Raw genomic sequence first — 19,576 nt, 5'->3', positions numbered from 1 at the left:
CTGGGACCCGTGTCACGACTGCGTGGAGTGCTGATCGGCTCGGCCCTCGGCCTGCTGGCCGCGGGCTGCGCGAGCTTCCCCGAGCAGCCGCCGCCCGCCGGGTGGAGCGCGGCCCAGCAGCTGACCCCGCAGGCCGGGCCGGTGCCCGAGCTGCCCGGCGAACTGCCCAAGGGCCCCGGGCAGGGTCAGCAGCCCGGCCAGCAGCCGACGCCCGTGCCGCCTCCGCAGGGCTGCAAGGACTTCAACCCGGCCGTGGTCGGCACGTGCCTGAACCCGATCGCCGGCGTGGCGCTGACCGACATCAACCAGACCACCGGCGCGGTGACGGCGCTGGCCGCCGAGCGCGCCACCGGGCGGCTGCTGCGGGTGACCAAGGACGTCGACCCGGTCGAGGTGGCCAAGTTCGACGTGGACGCGGCGGCGGACGGCGGGCTCACCGGGCTCACGCTGTCGCCGACCTACGCCGAGGACCAGCTGGTCTACGTGTACGTGACCACGGCGACGGACAACCGGGTGGTGCGGCTCGCACCGGGTGACGTGCCGAAGCCGGTGCTCACCGGCATCCCGAAGGGCTCGACCGGCAACCGGGGCGTGCTGGCGTACGACCGCAGCGGGGCGCTGCTGGTGGCCACCGGCGACGGCGGCAACCCGGCCGCGGCGGCCGACCCGAACTCGCTGGCCGGGAAGGTGCTGCGGATCGACGCCAACGGCCAGCCGGCGCCGGGCAACCCGACGGCGGGCTCGCGGGTGGTGGCGAGCGGGCTGAAGTCGCCCGGCGGGCTGTGCGTGTCCGGCGACGGCGCGAAGACGTGGGTGACGGACGCGGGCGCGACCGCCGACCTGCTGTACCGGGTGGAGGCGGGCAAGGCGCTGGGCGACCCGGCCTGGTCGTGGCCCGAGCGGCCGGGCGTGGCGGGCTGCGCGTCGTTCTCGAACCAGGTGATGGTGGCCACGAGCGCCACCCCCGGCGTGCTCAACCTGCCGATGAACCCGGACGGCAGCTTCACCGGCAAGCCCGAGCCGGGCATGACCGGCGAGGACGGCTTCGGCCGGATCGGCCCGCTGGTGATGCTGGACGACACGACCGCGCTGGGCGGCACGGTGAACAAGAACGCGGGCGGCGCGCCGGTGTCCAGCGACGACCGCGTGGTGATCATCGTGCGGGACGCGGGCAACGTGGGCGGCAAGGACTGACCCGTTGACGGCCGTGCGACTCTTTGTGTCAAGGGGATGACACAAAGGGGGCGGTGTCGTGGCGACGGTGCTGGGGTGGGGGCTGGCCGGTCTCGCCGTGCTGGTCGTGCTGTGGCCGACCGAGGCCGCCGCGCGGCGGTTCCTGCGGCGCTGGGGCGTCCCGGAGCCGGACGACGCGCAGACCGGCCGCGCGGTCGGGTACCTGCGGGACCGGCGGTTGCTCTACCCCGTGCTGTTCGTGCTCGTGCCGGTCGTGGCCCGCGCGTTCGGCTTCGCGCGCGACGGTTCGCCCGCGGTGCACCACCTCGCGGCGCTGCTCCTCGCGTTGGCCTTGGCGGAGGCCGCGGCGGCGCTGCGCCCCGCGCGCGGCACGCGGACCGCGACCCTGACCCGTCGCCACTGGCGCGACCTCGTGCCGGGGTGGGCGATCGGGGTGCTGCTGGCGCTCGGCGGGGTGGCCGCCCTGCTGGCCGTCGCCGGCCTGGCGGCCCAGCCGTGGGCGGAGGGGGTCGTCGCCGCCATCCCGGACGGCGGTGTGTGGCGCTCGGCCGACGGCGACGTGATCGGGACCGTGTCGGAGCGGCACTACGCGGGGGTGGACCGGCCGATCAGCCTGTTCGCCCTGGTCGGGGTGGTGGCGGGCCTGGTCGCCGTGCTGGGCGTGGTGCGGCTCGCGGTGCGGCGGCGGTCGGTGCCGGACCCGCCGGTGGACCTCGCGCTGCGCCGGCGCAGCGCCCGGGTCGCGGTGGGCATCGGCCTCGCCTGGATGGCGTCGATGGTGCTGGTGGCGAACAACCGGCTCGCGTTCCTGCGGGCCGTCGAGCTGCCGGTGGCCGGGTCACCGCCGACGCCGCCGTGGCTGGAGCACACCTCGACCGCCGACTTCGTCGGGCTCGTGGCGCTCCTCGTCGGCGCGGCCGGCTGGGTCCTGGTGGCCAACCCGCCCCGCCGGTGGTCGGCCGCGTGACCCGGCTCCTGGTCGACCCCGACAGCGGCGTGGCCCCGTGGCGGCAGGTGCGCGACCAGCTGGTGCACCTGATCCGGGTCGGTGAGCTGCCGGTCGGCGCGCCGCTGCCGTCGATCCGGCAGCTGGCGCGGGACCTGGGGTTGTCGGTGGGGACGGTGGCGCGGGTGTACCGCGAGCTGGAGGCCGCCGGGGTGCTGCGCACGGCGCGGCGCAACGGCACCGTCGTCGCGGCGGTGCCCCCCAGCGGCGACGGGAGCGCCGCCGCCGCGCTCGCGTCGGCCGCCACCGAGTACGTCGCGTCCGCCAGGGCGCTCGGCGTCGACCGGCAGGACGCCGTGCAGGCCGTGCTGCGCGCCTACCTCGACGAGGGGCCCGCGGTGCGGTAGATGGCGTCCGCCACCTGCCAGTACAGGCCCTTCGGGTGGTCGCGGAACAGCGGTTCGGTGCCGAACAGGACCGCCCGCGCGCCCCTCGGCGACGTGCCCGCCACGACCGCCGCCTGCCCGACCGCCTCCACGCCGCCGCCGGACCCGTCGGGGCGGGTCGACCAGTGCCCGGCGACCAGGCCCTGGTAGCGCTGCCGCGCCGTCACGCCCGGCCCGAGGTCGGTGAACCAGTACGGCGCGTACACGAACGAGTGATCCACCACGCCCGCCTCGTCCACCACGGACACGACGCCGTTGGCGTCCTCCCGGCCCGCGACCGCGCGCACCGGCAGCAGCCCGGTGTCGGCGTTGAACCGCGCGCCCGTCGCACCGCGCGTCACCACCCCACCGCGCGCCAGGAAAGCGTCCACCTCGGCCCTGGCCGGCGCGCCGAGCTGGTCGTAGCGCAGCCCGGAGGACACCAGCAGCACGTCCACCGCGGACAGGTCGAACCCGGCACCCACCGTCGCCGTCGACACCGGCCGCACGTCGAACCCCATGTCCCGCAACGCCTTCAGCTCGTCCGCCGCGACCGCGCCCGCCACCACCGGACGCCGCAGCGGCACGCCGCCCGGCCGCGCCGAGGTGAACCGCGCCCCGTACCGGTCCGACACCTCCTCGGCCGCCGCCCGCGCCGCCGCGGGCACCACGATCGTGCCGTCGTCCTGCCTGCGCAGCTCAACGCCCCGGCCGAGCAGGTCGTTCACCGCCGCCACGTCCCTGCCGTCGGCGAGCACGAGCGCCAGATCGCTGCCCTCGGGCGCGTCCAGCGCACCCGTGGGCGACGCCGCCGCCACGTCACGCCCGCGCACGTCCACCCGACCGTCCCGCACGACGTCCACCGACGCGCCCCACAGCAGCCGGTGGCTCCAGCCGCTGATGTCGTACATCACCGGCACCCGGTCGGAGAGGTCCCGACCCGCCTCCAGCATCACGTTCGCCAGGGCCCGCTTGGGCTGGCGCATGTCCACCACGTACGACCCGGCCGGGTACTCGCGGCCACCCAGCGCGAACGCCCGGTCGGCCCGCTTCACCCGCACGTCGTGCGCCACCAGGTGGTCGACCAGCCGCGCGGCGGCCTGCCCGGACCGCTGCCCGTCGCCCACCGGGATGACGTAGGCGCGGGGGAACTCGGTGGTGTAGCGGTCCTCGGGGCCGAAGCCGGGCACGAAGCCGTCCGGCACGGGCCGCTGCGGCTCGCCCGCCAGGCCGCGGCGGAACATCTCGATCTGGTTGTCCACCATGGCGGCCCGGTGCTCGTCCACGTACGCGAGCGCGCTGCGGATCGTCGCCTCGACCACGTCGGTGTTGATCGCCGAACGCCGCCGCAACTCCGTCACCGGCTGTGTCGTGTAGTCACCCCGGTTCACGCGCATGGGGATCTCGATCGTGTAGGACACCGCGCCGTGGTACATCGAGTACTGGGCGGTGTAGATCGGCGCCCAGCCGTCCCACACGCCCGGCTCGTAGTCGCGGAACGGGATCTCCGGCGTGGCCGCCTCGGGGTGGCCGAGCGCCCGCACGGCCTGCTCCATGCGCAGGCCGCCCGCGTAGCCGTGCTCGATGTAGAGGTCGAAGTCGTAGTTCTGCCCGTGCGGCGGGGTGGTCGGCTCGATCAGGGTGTTCGCCACGTACCCGTGCTCGTCGAGCACCAGCAGCGGCTGGATGCGCCGGACCACGTCCCGCATCGCCCGCGACTCCGGCTGCGACGAGGTGACGAAGTCGCGGTTGAGGTCGAACCCGGCCGCGTTGGCGCGGGTGCCGGCCACCCGCCCGTCCGGGTTCGCGGTCAGGTTCACGTACACCCGGTGCCGGCGCAGGAAGTCCCGCGCGCCCGGGTCGAGGGCCAGGTCCTCGATCACGCGCAACGCGCCGTCGGTGCCCTCCCACTCGTCGCCGTGGATGTTGGCATTGATCCACACCGGCGCCTTGTAGCCGCTGCGCAGGAACACGTCCCGGGCGGCGGAGACCGGGTCGTTCTCGATCTCCTCGCGCCACGCCTCCTGCCTGCGGGCCTCCGCCGGGCTCTCCGGCGCGGTGAGCGTCACCAGGTACAGGTCGCGGCCCGCCGTGGAGCGGCCGACGACCTCGACCGACACCCGGTCGCTGCGCCGTTGCAGGTCGTTCAGGCGCGGCGCGAGCGCGTGGTAGGGCGCGAGGCCGAGCTTGATCGACCGGTCGGCCTGGTCCTCCGGGTAGGCGCGCAGCACGGTGCGGCGCGGGTAGCCGGGGTTGGCGTCGGGCCAGTTGTCGCCGCGCGCCGCGGCGGCCGGCGCCGGCGGGTCGACGGCGGCGACCTGGTTGCGCTCCGGGCCGTTGCCCGGCTCGTGCGCCCGGCCGACCGCGGGCGCGGCGGTCGCGGGGGTGGTCATCGTGGCCAGCAACAACACCGTGAGCGTCAACCAGCGCACCGGGCCCCCTAGGGGTGATCGCCGAAGAACTCCTCCACCCTGACTAGTGGGTGCGGGCGACCCGGGTCAACCGGTCGAACGGCTGGTCAGGCCGTCATCCCGAACCGAGGCACACGAACGGGCGACGCAGCGGGTCCACCGCGACCGCCTCCGCCAACGCCACCGCGGGTGACGCGCCGCCCGCGAGGTTGCGGTGGAAGTCGGCCATCGCCGCCGCCGACGGCTCGTCCCCCACCCGGCTGGACGCGGCGATCACCGTCCGCGCGCCGCCCGCCAGCAACGCGCCCGCGAACCCCAGCGGCTCGTCACCGGGCCGCACCCGGTTGAGCGCCAGCTCGCACGCCGCCAGCACGACCCGGTGCGGCGGCCGGCGCACCCGGCCGACCTCGTGCGCGAACATCGCGCCGTCCACCAGCTCCAACCGGGAGAACAGCGCGTTCTCCGGCTCGTGCTCGCCGTGCGCGGCGATGTGCGCCAGCTCCACCCCGTCCAACGCCTCCAGCACCGCGCCGACCTTGGCCTCGCTCACGCCGAGCAGCTTCGCGTCGCCGTGGTAGCCCGCGAGCCGGTCGATCTCGCCCTGCGCGGCCTGCAACCCGGGGCCGCGCACCAGCAGCACGCCGTCGACCCCGTCCCGCTCCCGCCCGGTCGCCGACACCCACGCGGTGGCTGACGGCACCGCCGTCGTGGGCCGGTTAGCGCACGTCGGCAGCACGCCCCACGGCACCACGTACAGCGCGCCGGTCGGCACCACGACCAGCGACCGGTCGCCGATCATCGGGGTCAGCGGGCGCAGCAGCAACCGGTCCAGCTTCTCCGCCTCGCGGCGCGCGGACGCCGAGATGACCTCAGCCAGCGCGGACGGCAGGTGGTCGGGCGCGAGCGCGTTCAGGTCGGCGTGCAGTCGGCGGGCGCCCTCGGTGGCCTCGCTCGCCGAGCCGAGCCGGACCATGCGCACCCGGTCGCCCGCGAACACCACGGCGATCAGCTCGTCACCGGACACGGCGAAGCTCACCAACGCCCGGCCGGACAGCCGGGCCAGCACCTCGTCCGGCGTGACGACCGGGCGCGGGGTGCCCCACGGGCTCGCGCTCCAGCCCATCCGCGTCGCGGCGCGCTGGCTCGCCTTGAGCCGCGACTCCAGCTCCGCGGTCGGCAGCCCGTCGAGGCGGGCCCGCAGCAGGGCGCGGCTCAACGTGCGCACCTCGGTGATCCGCTCGCCCAGCTCGGAGTCCACAGCGGACACGGCGGGGTCGTACCGGTACAGCTGGGCCCTGGTGCGCTCCAGCCAGGTGAACAGCCGCTTGGCGTTGGCCGCCGAGTCACGGCCGTCCAACACCAGCCGCACGGCGAGTTCGCCCAGCTCACGGCCGTGCACGGCGGTACCGGACACCAGTTCCAGCCCGCCGAGCCGGTCCCGCAGCCGGCCGAGCTCCGCGAGACCCGCCTTGGCCTGCGCCAACGCCACCCGCTGGTTGCCGCGGGCCAGCGCCAGCTCCGCCCGGCACAGCCGCAGCAGCATCCGGTGGTCGATCGGCGTGATCCGGCGCGACTTCGGCACGCTGCGCAGCAGCTGCGCGCCGCGGTCCGGGTCGCCGCGGCGGATCTCCAGCCGCGCGGCCAGGACCAGCGCGAACGCGGCCTGGTCGTGCAGCTTCAGCCCGGCCAGCTCGGCGGCCAACCCGGTCGCGCGACGCACCACCGCGGCGACCGGTCGCCGCGAGTCGAGCGCGCGCACCGCGTCCACCCGCAACGCGATCAGCCCCGCCACCGCCGCCCACGCCGGGCTGCCGCGCCGCACCAGCTTGCGCTGCGCCGAGGTCGCCATCCGCCGGGCCAGCACGAGGTCGCCGTCCTGCAACGCCGCCGCCGCGCGGAACAGCTCGGCCTCGGCGACGTCCTGCCCGATGCGCTGGCGGCGCAGCTCCGGCAGCACCTCGTCCAGCAGCCGGCCCGCCTCGTCGGCCAGGCCGACGCTGATCATCGCCTCGGCCTGGTCGATGCGCAGCCGCAGCAGCAGGCCGGGTTCGAGCTCCTGGAACGCGCGGTTGGCCTCGTGGTAGTGGCGCAGGGCGGCCGGGATGTCGCCCGCGCGCTGCACCGCGTTGCCCAGCGCGTGCTTGGCGATCGCGGCGCGCAGCGGCAGGTCGTGGGCGTCGGCCAGCTCGACCGCGCGGTTCAGGTCGCGCACGGCCTTGTCGTAGCGGTGCACCTCGCCGTGCGCGTTGCCCCGGTTGGACAGGGCCAGCGCGAGCAGGTCGACGGCCTCGGGGTCGGCGTGCGCGGGCAGGCGCCGCTCGCTGCGCTCGATCTCCCGGTCGAGCTGGGCGATGCCCTCGTCGATGCGGCCGACCCGGCACAGCAGGGCGGCGCGGTTGAGGTTGACCAGCGTGGACAGGTGGGCCCGCAGCGCCTCGTCGCGCAGGCCGGCGAGCTCGGCGTCCACGCCCGCGAGCTGGGTGAGGCCGTCGTCCACCTTGCCGGTCTCGGCGAGGCAGAACGACAGCGTGTTGAGCAGGCGGGTGCGGACCTCGAGCCGTTCCTGCGGGTCGATGCCCGGGGTCTCCAGCAGCGCCAGGCCGCGGCGCATCTGCCGGATCGCGGCCGGGTGGCGGTCGGCGGTGGCCGCGTCACGGGCGCTGCGGTGCAACTGCCGGGCCAGTCTGACCGCGTGATCCGGTCCGGCGGGACCACGCGTTTCGCCAGGCACGCTCATATGAGATCACAAGCGGAAGCGGAATGCCGCCGACCCGGGGGCCGGCGGCATTCGGCGTGACGCCACCGTGATTATCGGCGACCGTATTACTTCGTCTGGGTGACCGCGACCGGCTCGTCGGTGGTCGGCTTGTACGGGCCGCCGTTCGTCTCGGGGTCGCCGGTCGGCTTGTAGGGGCCGCCCATCGGCTTCAGCAGCCGCTCCACCTCGGGGTCGTCGGTGGTCGGCTTGTACGGGCCGCCGGTCGGCTCCACCCCACCGAGGTCGACCAGGTCGGTGCTGGTCTCGCCGGTGTCGACGACGTCCTCGGTGACCTTCTCACCGATGGTGTCGATCTCGGCGACGAGCTTCGGGTCAGTGCGGGTCATGGCGTTGCCTCCCCTACAACAGGTCCCCTGAACGGGGCATTCGGGCGTTGGTCCAAGTCGCTTCGATGGCCCCCCGGCTCACCGAACGGCCCAAGCCTGACACAGATGGACGCATCTGGGGAGAAGAAAATGCACCGAGAGCTACCAACCGGCGGATCGCGGGCTCCGCTGACCAGCGCGGGAGGGGTGCCCCCAGAAGTGTTACCACTCGAATGGGCGAACGTGTTAACAGGCTGAAGGCACTCCGGGTCCGCAATAGGGCGAGTCCGCCTGGTCCGCCCGACGTGGAATCACCACCCGGTCATTTCCCGATCGGCCACGGCGCGTCCCGAATTGGTGACCAACGGTGTCCGAATGGGACCGGTCGGGAATGGACTTCTCGCGAGTGGACGCACCGCCCGGGAAACGGCGGTGGGGCGGCACCGCGACGCGGCACCGCCCCACCGCCGAACGACCGCTACGAGCAGCGGGCGATGATCAGCTCGCGCACGCGCTTCGCGTCCGCCTGACCCTTCGTCGCCTTCATCACCGCGCCGACGATCGCGCCCGCCGCCGCCACCTTGCCGTCGCGGATCTTCGCCGCCACGTCCGGCTGCGCCGCCAGCGCCTCGTCCACCGCCTTCTCCAGCGCGGAGTCGTCCGAGACGACCTTCAACCCCCGCGCCTCGACCACGGCCTCCGGCTCGCCCTCGCCTTCCAGCACGCCGGTGACGACCTCGCGGGCCAGCTTGTTGGTCAGCTCACCGGCGTTCACCAGCGCGATGACCCGCGCGATCTGCGCCGGCGTGATGCCGAGCTCGGCCAGCTCGACACCGCGGGAGTTGGCCTCCTTGGTCAGGTAGGCCACCCACCACGACCGAGCCTCGGCAGGCGTCGCGCCCGCGTCCACCGTGGCCGCCACCAGGTCCACCGCACCCGCGTTCACCAGGTCGCGCAGCTCGGCGTCGGTCAGCGACCACTCCTGCTGCACCCGCTTGCGGCGCTCCCACGGCAGCTCCGGCAGCGTGCCGCGCAGCTGGTCGACCCACTCGCGCGACGGCGCGATCGGGACCAGGTCGGGCTCCGGGAAGTACCGGTAGTCCTCCGCGGTCTCCTTCGTCCGGCCCGACGAGGTGGACCCCGTCGACTCGTCGAAGTGCCGCGTCTCCTGCGTGATCGACCCGCCCGCCGCCAGCAGCGCCGCCTGGCGGGTCATCTCGAACCGCACCGCCCGCTCGACGCTGCGCAGCGAGTTCACGTTCTTGGTCTCGGTGCGCGTGCCGAACTCCGACGCGTCCTTGGCCATCAGCGACACGTTCGCGTCGCAGCGCAGCGAACCCTGGTCCATCCGCACGTCCGACACGTCGAGCGCCTTCAGCAGGTCCCGCAGCGCCGTCACGTACGCCCGCGCCACCTCGGGCGCCCGCTCGCCGGTGCCCGTGATCGGCTTGGTGACGATCTCGATCAGCGGCACGCCCGCGCGGTTGTAGTCCAGCAGCGAGTGCTCCGCGCCGTGGATGCGGCCGGTCGAGCCGCCGACGTGCAGCGACTTGCCGGTGTCCTCCTCCATGTGCGCGCGCTCGATCTCGACCCGGAACAGCGAGCCGTCGTCCAGCGTCACGTCGAGGAAGCCGTTGAACGCGATCGGCTCGTCGTACTGCGAGGTCTGGAAGTTCTTCGGCATGTCCGGGTAGAAGTAGTTCTTCCGGGCGAACCGGCACCACTCGGCGATCTCGCAGTTGAGCGCCAACCCGATGCGGATCGCCGACTCCACCGCCTTGCCGTTCACCGCGGGCAGCGCGCCCGGCATGCCCAGGCAGACCGGGCAGACCTGGGTGTTCGGCTCGCCGCCGAAGACGTTCGCGCACCCGCAGAACATCTTGGTGTTGGTGTGCAGCTCGACGTGCACCTCCAACCCCAGCACCGGGTCGAAGCGCTCGATGACCTCGGCGTAGTCCATCAGCTCGTGCACCGACGTCATGCCTTCCCGTCCTTCCGCAGACCCCGCACGGCCAGCGCCGCGCCGGTGATCGCCACCAGGATGCTCGCCGCCGCGTTGGCCAGGGCGAGCTTGTCGTTCTTCCCGCGAGCCGACTTCAACGTGGAGAACGCGCTGGTGGCCGCACCGGCGGCCCCGACCAGCGCGAGGAGCGTCCGCGCCTTGCCCATCGGGCCCTTCACCGGGAAACACCCGCCGGCTGCGGCACGCCGCTGATCACCGTCGCGCCCAGGGCGGCGTCCCGCGCCACCTCGTACGCCGCCGCCACCCGGTACATCCGGTGGTCCTGCAACGCGGGCGCCATGATCTGCAACCCCACCGGCAGGCCGTCCTCGTCGGACAGTCCGCTCGGGACGCTCATCGCGGCGTTGCCGGCCAGGTTCGCCGGGATCGTGCACAGGTCGGCCTTGTACATGGCCATCGGGTCGTTCATGCGCTCGCCGATCGGGAACGCCGTGGTCGGCGTGGTCGGCGAGACCAGCACGTCCACGGTGGCGAACGCGGCCTCGAACTCCCGGCTGATCAGCGTGCGCACCTTCTGCGCCGAGCCGTAGTACGCGTCGTAGTAGCCCGAGGACAGCGCGTACGTGCCGATCATGATCCGGCGCTTCACCTCGGGGCCGAAACCGGCCTCGCGGGTCAGCGACATGACCTCCTCGGCGCTGCGGGTGCCGTCGTCGCCCACCCGGATGCCGTAGCGCATCGCGTCGAACCGGGCCAGGTTGGACGACGCCTCGCTGGGCGCGATCAGGTAGTACGCGGGCAGCGCGTAGTCGAAGCTCGGGCACGACACCTCGACGACCTCCGCGCCCAGCTGCTTGAGCTGCGCCACGGCCGCCTCGAAGCTGCGCAGCACGCCCGGCTGGTAGCCCTCGCCGCTGAACTGCGTGACCACGCCGACCCGCACGCCCGACAGGTCGCCGTTCGCGCCCTCGCGCGCCGCCGCCACCACGGGCGGGACCGGCGCGTTGATCGAGGTGGAGTCCATCGGGTCGTACCCGGCGATGACCTCGTGCAGCAGGGCCGCGTCGAGCACGGTCCGGGCGCACGGGCCCGCCTGGTCCAGCGACGACGAGAACGCCACCAGGCCGTAGCGCGACACCCCGCCGTAGGTCGGCTTCACGCCCACCGTGCCGGTGACCGCGCCGGGCTGGCGGATCGAGCCGCCGGTGTCCGTGCCGATCGACAGCGGCGCCTCGAACGCGGCCAGCGCCGCCGCCGAGCCACCGCCCGAACCGCCGGGGATGCGGTCCAGGTCCCACGGGTTGCGGGTCGGGCCGTACGCCGAGTTCTCGGTGGAGGAGCCCATCGCGAACTCGTCCATGTTGGTCTTGCCGAGGATCACCACGCCGGCTTCCTTCAGCCTGCGCGTGACCGTGGCGTCGTAGGGCGGGATCCAGCCCTCGAGGATCTTCGAGCCGACCGTGGTCGGCACGCCCTCGGTGGTGAGCACGTCCTTGAGCGCGATCGGCACGCCGGCCAGCGGGCCCACCGGGGCGCCGGCGGCGATGTCGTCGTCCACCTTGCGGGCCGCGTTCAACGCGCCCTCGGTGTCGACGTGCAGGAACGCGTTGACCGCGCCGTCGACCTCGCCGATCCGGTCGAGGTGGGCCTGCGCGACCTCCACCGCGGAGACCTCGCGGCTCGCGATCCTGGCGGCCAGCTCGGCGGCGGTGCTGCGGATCAGGTCGGTCATGCTTCCTCCCCGAGGATGCGGGGCACGCGGAAGCGGCCGTCCTCGGCGGCGGGGGCGCCCGCGAGCGCCTGCTGCTGACCGAGGCTGGGACGCACCACGTCCTCGCGGAACACGTTGGTCAGCGGAACGGCGTGCGAAGTGGGCGGGATGTCCGCGGTGGCGATCTCGCCCACCGTGGCCACCGACTGCAGGATCACGTCCAACTGGCCGGCGAACAGGTCCAGCTCGTCGTCGGTGACGGCGAGCCTCGCCAAGCGGGCCAGGTGCGCGACCTCGTCGCGGGAGATGCTGGGCACCTCGTCAACCCCCGTGGGTCGGTTTTTCGGATTTTGGACCTGCCGAGTCTATTGGCTGGTCAGGCCGACCTCCGACCGGGTTACCCGCGCTCGCGCGCGGGGGTGCGCGATTTTACCCGCGCGCAACGCGGCCGGTGGGTCGGAAAGCGAAGCTGCGTCTGCGAGAATCATCGACCGGCGACTTTCCACCCCGCCGCTCCACCACAGCCTTTGGAGGCGTGCACCGTGTCCTTCCTGATCCGGGTCCAGCTCCCGGACCGTCCCGGCACCCTGGGCGCGGTCGCCTCCGCGCTCGGCGAGATCGGGGCCGACATCCTCAGCGTGGACGTGGTGGAGCGCGGGGCCGGCCTGGCCATCGACGACCTGGTGGTCGAGCTGCCCTCGGGGCGGCTGCCGGACGTGCTGATCACGGCCGCGGAGTCCATCGAGGGCGTCGAGGTGGACGCGGTCCGGCCGTACGCCGGCGTGCTGGACACCCACCGCGAGCTGGAGCTGGTGGAGGAGGTCGCCGAGGAACCCGCGCACGGGCTCGCGGTGTTCACCGAGGGCGTGCCGAAGATCATCCGCGCCGGGTGGGCGGTGGTGGTGTCGTGGGACGGCAGCACCGTGCACCGCCTGACCTCGTCCTCGGCCGCCCCCGAGACGAAGCTGGCGACCCCGCCGTGGCTGCCGCTGGCCCGCGCCACGGTGCTGGACGGCGAGGACTCGTGGGTGCCCGAGACCTGGCAGGAGCTGGGCACCGAACTGGCCGCCACCCCGCTCGGCAAGCCGGACCGCGTCCTGCTGGTGGGCCGTCCGGGCGGCCCGATGTTCCGCGCCGCCGAGGTCGCCCGCCTGGCCCACCTGGCCGGCATCGTCTCCGTCGTCCTGCCCGACTGACCCGCGAGCCTGGGGTTCTCAGTCCTTGCGGCCGGTGGCGGCGATGGTCACGCCCAGGCCGATCATGGCCAGGCCGCCGGCGCCGCCCACCGCGGACAGGCGGCGGGGCGAGCGGGCGAACCAGGAGCGGGCGGTCGCGGCGGCCAGGCCCCAGACGCTGTCGGACGCCACCGCGATGAGGTTGAACACCAGGCCCAGCAGGAGCATCTGGGCGGCCACGTGACCCTGCGCGCGGTCCACGAACTGCGGCAGCACGGCGGCGAAGAACACGATCGTCTTGGGGTTCGCCACCCCGACCGCGAAGCCCTCCCACAACGTGCGCAGCCCGCCGTGCGCCGGCCCTCCCGCCGTGAACGACGCGTGCAGCGCACCGCGCTGCCGCACCGCCTTCACCCCCAGGTACACCAGGTACGCCGCCCCGACCAGCTTCACCGTCGTGAACACCACCGCCGAGCGCTCCACCACCGCCCCGACGCCGAACGCGACGGCCACGACGAGGGCGTAGGCGCCGAGCGTGTTGCCCAGCACCGTGATCAGCGCGGCCCGGCGCCCCTGCGCCAACGCCCGTCCCACCACGAACAGCACGCTGGGCCCGGGGATGACGATGAGCAGGAACGACATGGCCGCGAAGGCGAGGAGCCGGTCGGTGGACACCATGGCGCAACGAAACCACGCCCCGCACCCGTGCAACCAGTGCTTTTCGGGCAGCTCAGCGGGCGAGGCGGACGAGGTGCGCGTTGTCGACCGCGACCGTGCCGTCACGGGCGGTGAGAGTGTCCTCCAAGCCGATCCGCGTGTCCAGGCCCCGTGCCAGGGCGTAGTCCAGAACCGGCCACGCGCTGTCGTCCTCGCCGTGCAGCAGGACCGGCGGCCCGAGCGGCGCGAGCAGGTCGAGCAGCCGTGCCGCGTCCTGCTCGGTCTGCCCCGGCTGCACCTCGGCCAGCACCCGGACAGTTCCGTCCGGCACGCCCACGTCCAGCAGCGTCCGCGCCGCCTCGACGTGGAACACGCCCAGCTCGATCCCGATGCCCGCGGCGCGCAACGCGGCGGCGACGCCGAGCCAGCCGTCCTCGTGCACGTTGACCGACGCGAAGTCGGGACGCCCGGCCGCCAACCCCGCCCACCCGCGCACCAGCTCCGCCCGCCGCACCGGGTCGGGCACGATCCACGCCGCGGTCGTCACCCCGATCTCCGCCCGCGGCACCGCCGCCCGCACCACCGACACCGAGGTCGCGACCTCCGGCCCGGCCAGCACCTCCAGCCCCACCACGTCCCGCGGGTGCAGGTGGAACGACGTCACGCCCAGCTCGGCGCACGCGGCGGCGTCGGCCGCCAGCTGCTGCGGGGTGATCGGCACACTAGGGTGGCTGCCCGGCTCACGGGCGCCGTTCAGACAAGCCTGGAGCACGAAACCCACCGAACCACAAGGTGTTGGATACCGCCATGCCGACGCTGACCTCAGCCCTGCTGCGCCACCACGCGGGCGCCAAGTCGTACTGGCGCGGGCTGACCTACCGGGACTCCGTGGTCGAGCTGTCCGTCCGGTCGCGGCACGTGGAAGGCGTCGTGGTCGGCGCGGCCGAGTACCGGGTGACGTTGGAGTGGGAGGACACCCGCCTGGTCGGCGCGTGCACGTGCCCGTACGGGTCGCAGGGGTTCTTCTGCAAGCACTGCGTCGCGGTCGGGCTGGTGCTGCTGGAGCGCGACCTGACCGTGCCGCCGCCGGACGCGGAGGACGAGGAGCTGCGCTTGCGGCTCGCCGAACTGGACCACGCGACGCTGGTGGAGCTGCTCTACGACCGCGCCGCGCGGGACCGCTCGCTGCGCGACGAGATCATGCGAGTTCGAGGCTGAACCCGAGCGCGGTGATGTCCACGCCGGGCACGGGCCGCCAGTCGCGATCGGGCTGCCGCCGGAACCCCAACCGCTGGTAGAGCCGGTGCGCCGGGGTCATGTGCTCGGAACTGCTCATCACCAACCGCCGCGCCCCGAGCTCCCGCGCCCGCACGATCACCGCGCGCACCAACGCCTCCCCCACCCCGCGCCCGCGGGCGGACGGGCTCACCGCGAGCATCCGGAACTCCACTTCGCCGTCCTTGCTGACCTCGGCGTACGGGGTGCCGGGCCGGACCACGGTGACGGTGCCGAGCACGGTGTTCTCCGCGTCCACCGCCACCAGCAGTTCCGCCTCCCGCGCCCGGGTCCGCGCGTCGACCAGGGTGTCGGCGTACCCGCCGGTGTGGCTGTCGATGTGCCGGTCGGCCTGGTAGGCGGCCACGGTGATCGCCCCCGCCACCGCCCACTCGTCTTCCCTGGCGAGCCTGACCACGATGTCGGCCATCTGGTTCCCCTCTGCGTCAGCGGACCGTCCTCGATTGTCGTCCAGCCAACTGCGCCGGCGGGCGTTCGATCAAGTGTCCGCTGGGCGCGGCCCGTTCGCGGGCCGTTCGCGGGCCGTTGGCGGGCTGTTGGCGGCCGTTCGCGGGCCAGCCGTGTGGCCACCGTCGGGCGGCCCTTCAGGCGGCCTTGGGGCTGGTTTTCGGGCCGGCCTTCAGGCGGCCTTGAGGCCGAGCCGGAGCCCGAACCCAGGACTCGGCTCAGGGCGGCATCCCCGCTTTGCCCGCACCTTCCCTCACGCCGCTCCGAATCCTCCTTCCCGGCCCCTCGATGCTCCCCGGCCCGGCCTCCCGACCACCCGCAAGACTGCGGGGCACGATGGCCTGGTTCACGTGCCTTCCCGGTACGACGAGGGGCCCAGGACGCGGGGCCTGAGGGTGGCGGGGCGGAGGGCCGGGGTTGGTTGGCGGCCTCGTTGTTTCAACCGACGTTCGGGGGGTTGGATAACGGCGTTTCGGGTTGGTCAGCCGATTGGGTTCACTCGGTCGTGATGGGGGTAGCCGGGGAAGGTGCTGGTCAGGGGGCGGGTGGTGGGGTTGGAGGGTCGGCGAGGGTGGCTACTTCGGTGGCGGCTTCGGGGCCTTCGGTGAGGAGGAGTCGGAAGCCGGCTTCGTCCAGGATCGGGACCTTCAGTTCGAGGGCCTTGTCGGCCTTGGAGCCCGGGGATTCGCCCACGACGACGAAGGCCGTCTTCTTCGACACCGAGCCGGCTGCCTTGCCGCCGCGCGACAGGATCGCTTCCTTGGCCTCGTCGCGCGAGAAGGTCTCCAGCGAACCCGTCACCACGATCGACAGCCCTTCGAGGTTGCGGGGGATGGAAGTGTCGCGTTCCTCCGCGGTGCGGACGCCGGCGGTTTGCCACTTGTGCACGATCTCCTGACGCCACGGGGTGTCGACCCACTCGCGCACGGCCGCGGCGATGGTGGGGCCCACGCCCTCGGCGGCGGCCAGTTCTTCCTCGGTGGCCGAGGTGATGCGGTCGAGGGAGCCGAATTCCTGAGCCAGGGCGCGGGCGGCGGTGGGGCCCACGTGGCGGATGGAGAGGGCGACCAGGACTCTCCACAGTGGACTTTGTTTCGCCGTTTCGAGGTTGTCCAGCAGCTTCAGCGCGTTCGCGGTCAGGTCGCCGTCCTTGGTGCGGAACAGGTCGATTTCGGCCAGTTTGTCCGCATCCAACGTGAACAGGTCGCCCTCGTCGCCGTACACCGGGGACTCGACCAGGGCGGCGGCCGCTTCGAAGCCCAGCACCTCGATGTCCAACGCCGAGCGCGACGCGAGGTAGGCCAGGCGCTCCCGCAGCTGACCCGGGCACCCGGCCGCGTTGGGGCACCGGATGTCCACGTCGCCCTCCTTCATCGGGCGCAACGCGTGACCGCACTCCGGGCACGTCAACGGCATCTCGAACTCGTACGCGTCCGCGGGCCGCACGTCGATCACCGGCCCCAGCACCTCGGGGATCACGTCGCCGGCCTTGCGGATCACGATGCGGTCGCCGATGAGCACGCCCTTGCGCTTGACCTCGCTCGCGTTGTGCAGGGTGGCGCGCGCGACCGTGGACCCGGCGACCTTCACCGGCTCCATCACGGCGAACGGCGTCACGCGGCCGGTGCGGCCGACCTGCACCTTGATGTCCAGCAGCGTGGTCGTGGCCTCCTCCGGCGGGTACTTGAACGCGATCGCCCACCGCGGCGCGCGGGACGTGCTGCCCAGCCGCCGTTGCAGCGACACCTCGTCCACCTTGACGACCACGCCGTCGATCTCGTGCACGGCGTCGTGGCGGTGCGCGCCCCAGTGCGCGACGTGCTCGCCGACCTCCTCGACCGTGCTCAGCACGACCGTGTGCGACGACACCGGCAGGCCCCACGCCCGCAGCGCCTCGTAAGCCTCGGACTGCCTGGCCGGTTCGAACCCGGCCCGCTTGCCCAGCCCGTGGCAGATCATCCGCAGCCGCCGGGACGCGGTGACCTTCGGGTCCTTCTGCCGCAACGACCCGGCGGCGGTGTTGCGGGGGTTCGCGAACGGCGGTCTGCCCGCTTCCACGAGCCGCGCGTTGAGCTCCAGGAAGTCCTCGACCGCGAAGAACACCTCGCCGCGCACCTCGACCAGCGCCGGCACGGGGTAGGCGTCGGTGCCGGCCAGCGTCTCCGGCACGTCCCGCAGGGTGCGCACGTTGAGCGTGACGTCCTCGCCGGTCCGCCCGTCGCCGCGGGTGAGCGCCCGGACCAACCGGCCGTGCTCGTAGAGCAGGTTGACCGCCAGGCCGTCGATCTTCAGCTCGCACAGGAAGTGGGCGTCCGCCCCGACCTCCTTGCGCACCCGCTCGAACCAGCCCGCCAGCTCGTCCTGCGAGAACACGTTGTCCAGGCTGAGCATCCGCTCCAGGTGGTCGACCGCCGTGAACTCGGTCGAGAACGTGCCGCCGACGCGCTGGGTGGGCGAGTCGGGGGTGGCGAGGCCGGGGTGCTCCCGCTCCAGCGCCTCCAACTCCCGGAGCAACGCGTCGAACTCGCCGTCACTGACCGTCGGCGAGTCGAGGACGTAGTAGCGGAACTGGTGGCCGCGCACCACCTCGGCCAGCTCGGCGTGCCGCTCGCGCGCGCCGGCGGGCACGTCCTCGACGCCCTCGGCGGGGGTCTGGGTCGGGTTCAACGGGTCGTCGCTGGTCACGGCATGACTGTAACCAGGGGGTCCGACAATTTCAGGAGGGATCCTCACTCATCGCGCGGACCAGGTCGCGCAGTTCCAGCAGGCCGATCGTGGCCTCCGGTTCGGCGGACGCGGTTTCCACCCGTCCGAGTCGTTCACCCGCCAGGCGCTCACCCAGCGTGACGTCCAGGGGCAGGAACGTCATGGTCTGCCGGGCCGCGGGGTCGAGGTTCGCGAACTCGGGGTGGTAGACGGCGACGTCGACCAGCCCTTCGGAGACCTGGGCGACCACGCGCACGTCGGCGAGGCGGATGCGGCGGGGTCCGAGGTTGACGGTGACCTGGGTGGGGTCGGGCACGGCGGGCACCGAGTCGTGGTACTCCCAGATCATGTCCTCGGACGGCGCGGCCTTGATCCACGCGTCGGTGTAGGGCCGCAGCTTCGGGTCCTCGCGGCTGGTGATCACCAGGGCGTAGATGGCGCGGTGGCCGCGTTCGAGCGAGAACTCCAGGTCGGGGTGCATCGCGGCGACCATCGCGCCCAGCTCGCCCTCCACCCGGTACGGCTCGCCGTCGCCCAGGGCCGCGCTGACGTGCGGCAGCAGCTCGAACCACGCCTGCCAGAACGCGACGGCGGCCTCGTCCGGGTTGGGCAGGTGGACGGGTTCGGGCTCGGGTTCGGTGCGTCGGCGGAACCAGCTCATGGCTCCATTGAACTACGCCGGGTGGCCACCGCGAGGAGTTCCGCGGCAGGTCCCACGAGCTTGCGGCCGGCTGGCCACACGGCGCGCAGCACGCGGCGCAGGTCGAGGTCGACCGGCACCTCGACCAGGCGTCCCCCGTCGAGGTCGACGGCCACCGCGAGCACGCTGAGCACGGCGGGGGCGACGCCGGCGACGACCGCGCCGCGCACCGCCGTGGTGGAGCCGAGTTCGAGCGCGGGCGGGCACGCGTCGGGCAGCGCCCGGTCCAGGGTGTCGCGGGTGCCGGAGCCGCGTTCCCGCATCACGAGCGGTGTCGCGGCCAGTTCCGGCGGGGTCAGCGGTCGGCGCCGGCGGGACCACGGGTGGCCCGGGGCGACGACGAGCGCGAGTCGGTCCGCGGCTGCCTTCCGGGACGAAAGCCCTGGTGGCGGGGGTCCGGGGGCTTCGACGAAGCCGAGGTCGACCGCGCCGTCGCGGACGAGCGCGCCGACCGTTTCGGAGTTCGTCACGCGCAGGCCGACGCGCAGGTCGGGCCGGGTGCGGCGCAGTTCGCCGATCCAGCCCGGCGCGAGGTGCTCGGCGACGGTCATGCTGGCGGCGACGCGCAGCTCGGCCTCCTGCGCCGACCGCAGTGCCCGCGCGCCCTCGACCAGGCCCGCGACCTCGTCCAGCACCCGTCGCGCCCGTTCGGTCACGACGACGCCCGCGGGTGTGAGGACGGAGCCGCGCCGGCCGCGGTCCACCAGCACGACGCCGAGCCTGCGTTCCAGTGTGGACAGCCGCTTGCTCGCCGACGGCTGCGCGACGCCGAGTGCCGCGGCGGCCCGGCCGAGGCTGCCCAGCTCCCCGACCAGCACCAGCAGGCGCAGGGATTCGAGGTCCGGGGTCATAGCCCCAGGG

The 19,576-nt window shown here is 73.6% G+C and carries 18 protein-coding genes; 5 read left to right on the top strand and 13 right to left on the bottom strand.

Translation table 11 applies throughout. The features are described 5' to 3' along the window. Positions 1-9 precede the first annotated feature (9 nt). Genes ACIQMJ_RS14260 through ACIQMJ_RS14250 form a run of 3 tightly spaced genes read left to right on the top strand, consistent with a single transcriptional unit; the run spans position 10 to position 2,547 of the window. The gene (locus tag ACIQMJ_RS14260) at positions 10-1,194 is read left to right on the top strand and encodes a PQQ-dependent sugar dehydrogenase (RefSeq protein WP_499761408.1); all 1,185 of its coding nucleotides are present in this window, start codon (positions 10-12) and stop codon (positions 1,192-1,194) included. A gap of 58 nt (positions 1,195-1,252) precedes the next feature. Beyond that, positions 1,253-2,161 (top strand): hypothetical protein, encoded by a 909-nt coding sequence (locus ACIQMJ_RS14255; protein ID WP_499761407.1) that lies wholly within the window; start codon positions 1,253-1,255, stop codon positions 2,159-2,161. Then, on the top strand, positions 2,158-2,547 hold the full coding sequence (locus ACIQMJ_RS14250; RefSeq protein ID WP_499761406.1) for a GntR family transcriptional regulator: 390 nt from the start codon (positions 2,158-2,160) through the stop codon (positions 2,545-2,547). Before ACIQMJ_RS14255 ends, ACIQMJ_RS14250 begins: the two co-directional genes overlap by 4 nt. On the opposite strand, the gene ACIQMJ_RS14245 is transcribed toward ACIQMJ_RS14250, so the two are convergent. The 7 genes from ACIQMJ_RS14245 to gatC all read right to left on the bottom strand — a co-directional run bounded on the left by ACIQMJ_RS14245 (position 2,517) and on the right by gatC (position 12,051). Then, a complete protein-coding gene (locus ACIQMJ_RS14245; protein WP_499761405.1) occupies positions 2,517-4,997 on the bottom strand; it encodes a M14 family zinc carboxypeptidase in 2,481 nt (826 codons plus the stop codon). The genes ACIQMJ_RS14250 and ACIQMJ_RS14245 overlap by 31 nt on opposite strands. A 94-nt stretch (positions 4,998-5,091) precedes the next feature. Continuing rightward, complete coding sequence (locus tag ACIQMJ_RS14240; RefSeq protein ID WP_499761404.1) at positions 5,092-7,647, bottom strand: CHAT domain-containing protein; 2,556 nt, start codon at positions 7,645-7,647, stop codon at positions 5,092-5,094. 152 nt (positions 7,648-7,799) lie between these two features. Next, positions 7,800-8,081 carry a hypothetical protein gene (locus tag ACIQMJ_RS14235; RefSeq protein WP_499761403.1) on the bottom strand — a complete coding sequence of 94 codons (282 nt, stop codon included), beginning with the start codon at positions 8,079-8,081 and terminating at the stop codon, positions 7,800-7,802. A gap of 457 nt (positions 8,082-8,538) precedes the next feature. Further along, entirely contained in the window at positions 8,539-10,041 is a 1,503-nt protein-coding gene (gene gatB, locus ACIQMJ_RS14230) for an Asp-tRNA(Asn)/Glu-tRNA(Gln) amidotransferase subunit GatB (RefSeq protein WP_499761402.1), read from the bottom strand. Beyond that, positions 10,038-10,241: a hypothetical protein gene (locus ACIQMJ_RS14225; RefSeq protein WP_499761401.1), complete on the bottom strand. Its 204-nt coding sequence runs from the start codon at positions 10,239-10,241 to the stop codon at positions 10,038-10,040. Before ACIQMJ_RS14225 ends, gatB begins: the two co-directional genes overlap by 4 nt. Beyond that, a complete protein-coding gene (gene gatA, locus ACIQMJ_RS14220) occupies positions 10,238-11,755 on the bottom strand; it encodes an Asp-tRNA(Asn)/Glu-tRNA(Gln) amidotransferase subunit GatA (protein ID WP_499761400.1) in 1,518 nt (505 codons plus the stop codon). The genes ACIQMJ_RS14225 and gatA overlap by 4 nt, the downstream gene beginning before the upstream one ends. Continuing rightward, entirely contained in the window at positions 11,752-12,051 is a 300-nt protein-coding gene (gatC, locus tag ACIQMJ_RS14215; protein WP_387487816.1) for an Asp-tRNA(Asn)/Glu-tRNA(Gln) amidotransferase subunit GatC, read from the bottom strand. Before gatC ends, gatA begins: the two co-directional genes overlap by 4 nt. A gap of 225 nt (positions 12,052-12,276) precedes the next feature. Here gatC and ACIQMJ_RS14210 point away from each other — a divergent pair, with 225 nt between their 5' ends. Continuing rightward, positions 12,277-12,930, top strand: coding sequence for an ACT domain-containing protein (locus ACIQMJ_RS14210; RefSeq protein WP_499761399.1), 654 nt, complete (start codon positions 12,277-12,279; stop codon positions 12,928-12,930). Between the two features lie 18 nt (positions 12,931-12,948). On the opposite strand, the gene ACIQMJ_RS14205 is transcribed toward ACIQMJ_RS14210, so the two are convergent. Both ACIQMJ_RS14205 and ACIQMJ_RS14200 read right to left on the bottom strand, forming a co-directional pair. Further along, positions 12,949-13,587: a LysE family translocator gene (locus tag ACIQMJ_RS14205; RefSeq protein WP_499761398.1), complete on the bottom strand. Its 639-nt coding sequence runs from the start codon at positions 13,585-13,587 to the stop codon at positions 12,949-12,951. A 52-nt stretch (positions 13,588-13,639) separates the two neighbouring features. Beyond that, on the bottom strand, positions 13,640-14,347 hold the full coding sequence (locus ACIQMJ_RS14200) for a 3-keto-5-aminohexanoate cleavage protein (protein ID WP_499761397.1): 708 nt from the start codon (positions 14,345-14,347) through the stop codon (positions 13,640-13,642). Positions 14,348-14,373: 26 nt separating this feature from the next. Between ACIQMJ_RS14200 and ACIQMJ_RS14195 the strand changes: the two genes are divergently transcribed. Next, a complete protein-coding gene (locus ACIQMJ_RS14195; RefSeq protein ID WP_499761396.1) occupies positions 14,374-14,784 on the top strand; it encodes an SWIM zinc finger family protein in 411 nt (136 codons plus the stop codon). Here ACIQMJ_RS14195 and ACIQMJ_RS14190 read toward each other — a convergent pair. The 4 genes from ACIQMJ_RS14190 to ACIQMJ_RS14175 all read right to left on the bottom strand — a co-directional run bounded on the left by ACIQMJ_RS14190 (position 14,765) and on the right by ACIQMJ_RS14175 (position 19,566). Beyond that, positions 14,765-15,271 (bottom strand): GNAT family N-acetyltransferase, encoded by a 507-nt coding sequence (locus ACIQMJ_RS14190; RefSeq protein ID WP_499761395.1) that lies wholly within the window; start codon positions 15,269-15,271, stop codon positions 14,765-14,767. The two genes, ACIQMJ_RS14195 and ACIQMJ_RS14190, sit on opposite strands and share 20 nt — an antisense overlap. A 572-nt stretch (positions 15,272-15,843) precedes the next feature. Beyond that, the gene (gene ligA / locus ACIQMJ_RS14185; RefSeq protein WP_499761394.1) at positions 15,844-17,994 is read right to left on the bottom strand and encodes an NAD-dependent DNA ligase LigA; all 2,151 of its coding nucleotides are present in this window, start codon (positions 17,992-17,994) and stop codon (positions 15,844-15,846) included. Between the two features lie 31 nt (positions 17,995-18,025). After that, the gene (locus ACIQMJ_RS14180) at positions 18,026-18,676 is read right to left on the bottom strand and encodes a hypothetical protein (RefSeq protein WP_499761393.1); all 651 of its coding nucleotides are present in this window, start codon (positions 18,674-18,676) and stop codon (positions 18,026-18,028) included. Then, a complete protein-coding gene (locus ACIQMJ_RS14175) occupies positions 18,673-19,566 on the bottom strand; it encodes a LysR substrate-binding domain-containing protein (RefSeq protein ID WP_499761392.1) in 894 nt (297 codons plus the stop codon). Before ACIQMJ_RS14175 ends, ACIQMJ_RS14180 begins: the two co-directional genes overlap by 4 nt. Positions 19,567-19,576: the final 10 nt, after the last annotated feature.

The organism is Actinosynnema sp. NPDC091369 (genome assembly GCF_044757065.1).
Taxonomy (GTDB): Bacteria; Actinomycetota; Actinomycetes; order Mycobacteriales; family Pseudonocardiaceae; genus Actinosynnema.
Note: the sequence above shows the minus strand (reverse complement) of the source record. Positions and strands in the feature narration are given on the sequence as shown.

What these genes read in the sequence shown, in the direction of transcription:
- ACIQMJ_RS14235 (WP_499761403.1), bottom strand. Translation starts at nt 8,081, where the DNA reads ATGACCCGCACTGACCCGAAGCTCGTCGCCGAGATCGACACCATCGGT.
- gatB (WP_499761402.1), bottom strand. Translation starts at nt 10,041, where the DNA reads ATGACGTCGGTGCACGAGCTGATGGACTACGCCGAGGTCATCGAGCGC.
- gatA (WP_499761400.1), bottom strand. Translation starts at nt 11,755, where the DNA reads ATGACCGACCTGATCCGCAGCACCGCCGCCGAGCTGGCCGCCAGGATC.
- ACIQMJ_RS14205 (WP_499761398.1), bottom strand. Translation starts at nt 13,587, where the DNA reads ATGGTGTCCACCGACCGGCTCCTCGCCTTCGCGGCCATGTCGTTCCTG.
- ACIQMJ_RS14195 (WP_499761396.1), top strand. Translation starts at nt 14,374, where the DNA reads ATGCCGACGCTGACCTCAGCCCTGCTGCGCCACCACGCGGGCGCCAAG.
- ACIQMJ_RS14190 (WP_499761395.1), bottom strand. Translation starts at nt 15,271, where the DNA reads ATGGCCGACATCGTGGTCAGGCTCGCCAGGGAAGACGAGTGGGCGGTG.
- ACIQMJ_RS14180 (WP_499761393.1), bottom strand. Translation starts at nt 18,676, where the DNA reads ATGAGCTGGTTCCGCCGACGCACCGAACCCGAGCCCGAACCCGTCCAC.
- ACIQMJ_RS14175 (WP_499761392.1), bottom strand. Translation starts at nt 19,566, where the DNA reads ATGACCCCGGACCTCGAATCCCTGCGCCTGCTGGTGCTGGTCGGGGAG.